Here is a 5,668-nt window from a genome sequence, read left to right as displayed (position 1 = left end):
CAGGGCCAAAATCAGCCACGAAGAGACGATTTTGGGCTGAAAATTGGAAAATTGAGCCACAGGACGTCGATAAAGGACGGTTTGGGGCGTCATATCGGGAGCTGCGGACCACTTAATCGCAACTTCCCTAGCATTGTAAATATATCTGAAACAGAGAGCTGCGTGTGTCTGAGCATATGCGCGGCTTTTTCAAGTTTCCGGCTGCGGATATAGAGACCTATACTTATGCCACACTCCTGGCGAAAGTTTCGTTGAATATAAGCCAATGAATAACCGGATTTTCGCGCCACATCCAGAACGGTAATGGGTCTGTATAAATTCGAGTCAATCCAGTGAGTCAGGGACTTAATTACAGCTTCACGATCTTTTAAGAGAGTAAACTTTATACACATAAGTATCCACGAAATTTTATTTACAAGAAGTCCGCTGGCAATGTCATCCAATGACAATTGAAAATAATATTTCCAAAAAGAAAAAATCACCCTAATAATAGGGTGAGAGAATGCTTACTGTATTTTAGTGAGATGTCGTTGCAACATCCTCATTTTGTTCAGGACCATACAACTTCATAAACGCATTAACGGAGGCCTGCGCTTTCATGACAATTTCACTTTCGTCCGGCTGATCCTTTCGTGCTTTTAAAAGCAAGGGTTCAAGGATACCGGCCTGGAGAAGAGAGCGAAAATACTCAGCGGCCAGCACTGGGTCATCTTTTCTTAAAATATTTTGATTCATTAAATCGGTGAAAAGCGCCGATACGTTTGAACGAAGTTTTTGCATTCGCTCATAATACAACTCTCCAATTCCCGACCTTCCGGCTTCGGAAATCATTAATCTTTGCAAGTCCACAATATCCGGTGAACAAATATAGCGTAAAAAGGCAACGGCAAATTGCTCGATGACCAGCTGTGGTGATTTTCTGAAAAGGCGCACCTGCCCAGCAGTTTCAATAGTCATGCTCTTAATATACTGTTCTGTTTCAGAAGACATGCATTCTACAAATAGCTCTTCTTTCGAAGAAAAGTGACTGTAAATTGTCGATTTTGAGCCACCCACAATCGCGTTGATCTCAGAGATAGACGTAGCATCAAATCCTTTTTGTCGAAACAGCCCGGATGCAACGTCCAGAATCTGTTGCCGTTTAAGCGCTCTTTTATCCATATGTTTCCTCGGTAGTTTAGGTATTTGGCCGCTCGCCAACACTTTTTGTTATCTGATTTCGGAATCACGTCTGTGAGTAGGGTTCGTAATCGTACCGACGAGTACATTTTTATTTGACGGCACTCAGAAGTCAAGATATAAATCGTACCGTACTGTACGGTACTGCATTTGGACTACTTGATGAACAGCATGATGAGCGTACTGATGAAAGGTTTTCAGGAGGCACTCCCGAGGTGTCGTATTTCCGGTTTAACCCGGTCCAGGATAGTGATGGGCTGTGTTGTCTTTTCCGCCATCAGCCTGAGCGGATGCGCCATGATCCCCGATCTCGGCACCCCACCGCCTATGAAGACGGTCACACAACTTAAAAGCGATCAGAGTTTCCCACATCAGAACGGCCAGTGGCCGAAAGATGACTGGTGGAAAAAGTACGGTGATGAGCAGCTCAACGGACTGATTGATGACGCGCTCAAAAATTCCCCTACGCTTAACATCGCCGACGCTCGCGTGAAGCAAGCGCAGGCGATGACCCAAAGCGCGAGCGGATCGCTTTTCCCCGAGGTCACCGCTAACGCCAGCTTTATGCGGGACAAAATGAGTTACAACTATGTGACGCCTGAAAGCGCAACACCCCAAAACTGGAACAGCTATGGGCGCACCACGCTGGATATGAGCTGGGAAATTGATTTTTGGGGTAAAAACCGCGCGGCGCTCGCGGCTGCAACGTCAGGTGAAATGGCGGCAGTCGCGGAAAAAGCGCAAACAAGACTGGTGCTGTCTTCGTCTGTTGTTACCGTTTACGCGGAGCTGGCGCATTTATACACCGTTCGCGAAACGCTTAACGATACCCTGACGATACGAACCAGTACGCTTGCGTTGTTCCAGCAACGGCATGACGCGGGGCTTGAAGATTTATCCAGCCTTCAACAGGTTGAGACGCGTCAACTCAACGCAAAAGCAAACCTGGTGGCAATAGATGAAGCGATTGCGATCAAAAAACATGCCCTCGCCGCATTGATCGGTGACGGGCCTGACAGGGCGCTGGCCATAACCGCGCCTAAGGCAACGCTTTTAGCGCATGAGGACCTTCCTCCCAATATTGCGTTGGATCTGATTGGTCGCCGTCCCGATATTGTCGCGGCACGTTTACGCGCAGAGGCGGCGGCAGAGAAAATTAAACAGAAAAAAGCTGGTTTTTACCCGAGCGTTAATCTGGTTGCCTTTGCCGGATTCCAGTCATTGGGTATTAACAACCTTACCCGGAGTGGCTCAGCAATTGGCAGCTTTGGCCCGGCAATATCGTTGCCCATATTTAATACGCAACAGCTACAGGGTGATTTGAAATACGCCAGCGGTGAATATGACATTGCGGTGAACGTTTATAACGCCACGTTAACGAATGCACTTCGTGAAGTGAGCGATGCGCTCACCAGCAGAGCCTCTCTTAAAGACGAGATGCTGTATTCTCAGGCGGCAGTCGCGTCAGCAGAAAAAGCGTATTCGCTCACCAGACAAAGGTATGAAGGAAAAGTTGCTGATTATCTTGACGTCTTATCCTCGGAAGACGAGCTGGTCGCTGCCCGCAGAAAATTAGCCGACGTTAATTCTCGTGCCTTTACGATTGACGTCGCATTAGCGCGCGCATTAGGCGGCGGATATACCTCGAGCAAACAGTGATTATTTAACACCAGGTTAATAACTAAATAGTGGAAAGAAAGGAAATAAAATGAGTCATTCTGCAGCGATTGAAAATCAAAATATTGAATCATCCGATATCAAAAAGAAAAAGAGAAAACGTTTGTTCTCCTGTCTTGCAGTGAGTATTGCGCTTGCTGGTGCAGGCTCTCTTGCCTGGTGGGAATTCGTCGGTTCCCGGTATGTTGAAACCGATAACGCCTATACCGATGTCGAATCAGCCCAACTCTCTTCTGCCGTTACCGGTACGGTAAGCGCCATCCTGGTCACGGATTCCCAGGTGGTAAAAAAAGGCGATATTCTGATCCAGCTGGATCCCACCGACGCGCAGCTAGCCCTTAATCAGGCGGAAGCAGACCTGAACCTGTCCATTCGGCGAGTAAATGGATATAAGGCCACTGATACAAAGCTCGGCGCAGAAGTTGTGGCTAATGAAAAAGAGCAAAAACGCCTGCTGGCCCAGGTTGATGCCGCAAACGCTGACTTCCAGCGCGCGACGGTTGACCTCAAACGACGCGAGGCGCTCATGCAGACAGGCGCGATTTCAGGCGACGAGCTGACGCGCATTCAAAACGTTTATGCTTCCGCTCTGGCAAACCTGAATGCCGCTAAAGCCGCCGTGGCGCAAGCAGATGCTGCAAAACAGGCGGCGGTGGGTGCAAGACAAGCGAATGCCGTTCTGATTGAGAACGCAGATACCGAGACCAACCCTGAAGTTGTCCTTGCCAGAGCGAAGCGCGATCAGGCCAGACTGGATCTGGAAAGAACCGTAATCCGTTCGCCAGTCGATGGCGTGGTTGCTCGTCGCCAGGTCGAGCTTGGGCAACGTGTACAACCTTCCACACCGTTATTGTCCGTGGTGCCAGTACAGCAAATTCACGTCAATGCCAACTTCAAGGAGGTTCAACTCCAGCATGTGAAAGTGGGGCAGAAAGTGGAGCTGGTAAGCGATCTGTATGGCGATAACGTGCTTTTTCATGGAACGGTAGAAGGCTTTGATGGCGGAACCGGCGCAGCGTTTTCAGTTATTCCTGCTCAGAACGCAACGGGTAACTGGATTAAGGTTGTTCAGCGTTTACCCGTACGCATCAAACTCAATGCTGACGAGCTTGCAGCACATCCGCTGCGGGTTGGGCTGTCCATGAAAGCGACAGTTAATTTAAAAAGTGAATAACGGAAACCGGGCTATGTCTACATTCGTTATCGATAACCAGCCTCCTTCGCTGAAGGGCGGTATGTTATGGGTGGGTGCCCTGGTTCTTGCAATGGCGAACTTTTTAGCCGTGCTCAACATGACCATTGCAAACGTCACTCAACCCAATATGGCTGGTGCCCTGGGCGCAGGCACCAGCCAGGGCACCTGGATCATCACGGCCTATGCCGTTGCTGAAGCCATTACGGTACCGCTTTCAGGATGGTTAACCACACGGTTTGGCGGCGTGCGCGTTTTCTCCATTTCCGTGTTCATGTTCGGTATTTTTTCATTGCTTTGTGGCCTTTCCACTTCGCTGGGAATGCTGCTGCTGATGCGAGTTTTTCAGGGCATGGCAGGAGGCCCCCTGATGGCCTTATCACAAACGTTACTGCTGCGTATTTTCCCGAAAGAAAAATCCATGCAGGCGACGGGACTATGGGCGATGACCACGTTGCTGGCGCCCGTTATTGGTCCGGTTCTCGGTGGATGGATTTGCGATCATTACAGCTGGTCGTGGGTGTTTATCATCAACGTTCCAATGGCCATCGCTTTTTCAGTCGTGGCGTGGTCAGTATTGAAAATCTTCGAAGATGAGCTGGTTAATAACGCTATTGATATCGTTGGGTTTGTTTTACTGGTTATCTGGGTTGGCGCACTGCAAATCATGCTGGATGAAGGGAAAGACCTTGACTGGTTTGCCTCAGAAGAAATATGGGTTCTGGCGATTGTGGCCTGCATAGGTTTTTTGTGTTTCTGTATCTGGGAACTGACCGCTGACCATCCGATTGTCGATATCAGCGTGTTTCGCCATCGCGGTTTCTCGGCCAGCATGTTTGTGCTCGCGCTTGCGTTTGGGTGTTTTTTTGGTCTGAATGTCCTCACGCCTTTGTGGTTACAATATAACTTAGGGTATACAACAACATGGGCCGGGATTGTGGTGGCCTGGGGTGGCCTTCTGCAGGTGGTCTTTTCTCCGGTTGCCGCTAACCTTTCCAACAGAATCGATCCGCGCATTCTTATCTTCTTTGGCTGCGCCTGGCTCGGTCTCGATACCTTCTGGCGCGCCTATGCGACGACCGATATGGACTACTGGTCCATCTGTGTCCCCTTGTTATTCATGGGGGTGGGAATGCCGTTGTACTATGTCCCGATTACAGGCCTTGCAATGGGCTCGGTAGATGAAGCGGAAATGCCCTCGGCAGCCGGTTTAATGAACTTTGTTCGAACGTTATCAGGCGCGTTTGCCACATCGCTGGTGACGACGTCATGGCAAGACCAGCGCTATATTGCGCATGACAAGCTGGCGTCCGTCGTTGACCCGACAGGCGATCTTTCACAGTACATCAACTCGGCGCCTCAGCAAGGTGGGCAGTTTGTTAGGGAGCTTTTTGACAAGATGGTTAACAGCCAAAGCATGATGCTTTCTACCAATAATCTGATGATGTCGATAGGCGTCATATTCTTTATCGCTGCTTTTGCTATTGCTTTAGGGAAGGTGCGAATAAGTCCGAGATGTGAGATCATCGTGTTGTAACCTGAACCCAGAATGAGTAACCGGATGAGCCAGCAACTGACTTTTGCCGACAGTGAGTTTTCCAGTAAACGCCGCCAGACCCG

Annotated in this window: 5 protein-coding genes; 3 read left to right on the top strand and 2 right to left on the bottom strand. The window is 49.3% G+C overall.

The annotated features are described in order from the left end of the window. Nucleotides 1-89 precede the first annotated feature (89 nt). On the bottom strand, nt 90-392 hold the full coding sequence (locus ACOTXT_RS22140; protein WP_421625460.1) for a helix-turn-helix domain-containing protein: 303 nt from the start codon (nt 390-392) through the stop codon (nt 90-92). Between the two features lie 124 nt (nt 393-516). After that, nucleotides 517-1,161 carry a TetR/AcrR family transcriptional regulator gene (locus ACOTXT_RS22135; RefSeq protein ID WP_039023708.1) on the bottom strand — a complete coding sequence of 215 codons (645 nt, stop codon included), beginning with the start codon at nt 1,159-1,161 and terminating at the stop codon, nt 517-519. Between the two features lie 189 nt (nt 1,162-1,350). Here ACOTXT_RS22135 and ACOTXT_RS22130 point away from each other — a divergent pair, with 189 nt between their 5' ends. The 3 genes from ACOTXT_RS22130 to ACOTXT_RS22120 are packed head-to-tail and all read left to right on the top strand — an operon-like array spanning nt 1,351 to nt 5,585. Beyond that, complete coding sequence (locus ACOTXT_RS22130) at nt 1,351-2,838, top strand: efflux transporter outer membrane subunit (RefSeq protein ID WP_179366838.1); 1,488 nt, start codon at nt 1,351-1,353, stop codon at nt 2,836-2,838. A gap of 49 nt (nt 2,839-2,887) precedes the next feature. Next, the gene (locus ACOTXT_RS22125) at nt 2,888-4,030 is read left to right on the top strand and encodes an HlyD family efflux transporter periplasmic adaptor subunit (RefSeq protein ID WP_047748052.1); all 1,143 of its coding nucleotides are present in this window, start codon (nt 2,888-2,890) and stop codon (nt 4,028-4,030) included. Between the two features lie 13 nt (nt 4,031-4,043). Then, nucleotides 4,044-5,585, top strand: a complete 1,542-nt coding sequence (locus tag ACOTXT_RS22120) for a DHA2 family efflux MFS transporter permease subunit (protein WP_421625459.1) — start codon at nt 4,044-4,046, stop codon at nt 5,583-5,585. The last annotated feature ends 83 nt before the right edge of the window (nt 5,586-5,668 follow it).

It is taken from the genome of Enterobacter cloacae complex sp. IR5422, from assembly GCF_049238165.1.
GTDB classification, from domain to species: domain Bacteria; phylum Pseudomonadota; class Gammaproteobacteria; order Enterobacterales; family Enterobacteriaceae; genus Enterobacter; species Enterobacter roggenkampii.
The sequence above is the reverse complement of the archived record's forward strand: the minus strand, read 5'-3'. Positions and strand labels throughout refer to the sequence as shown.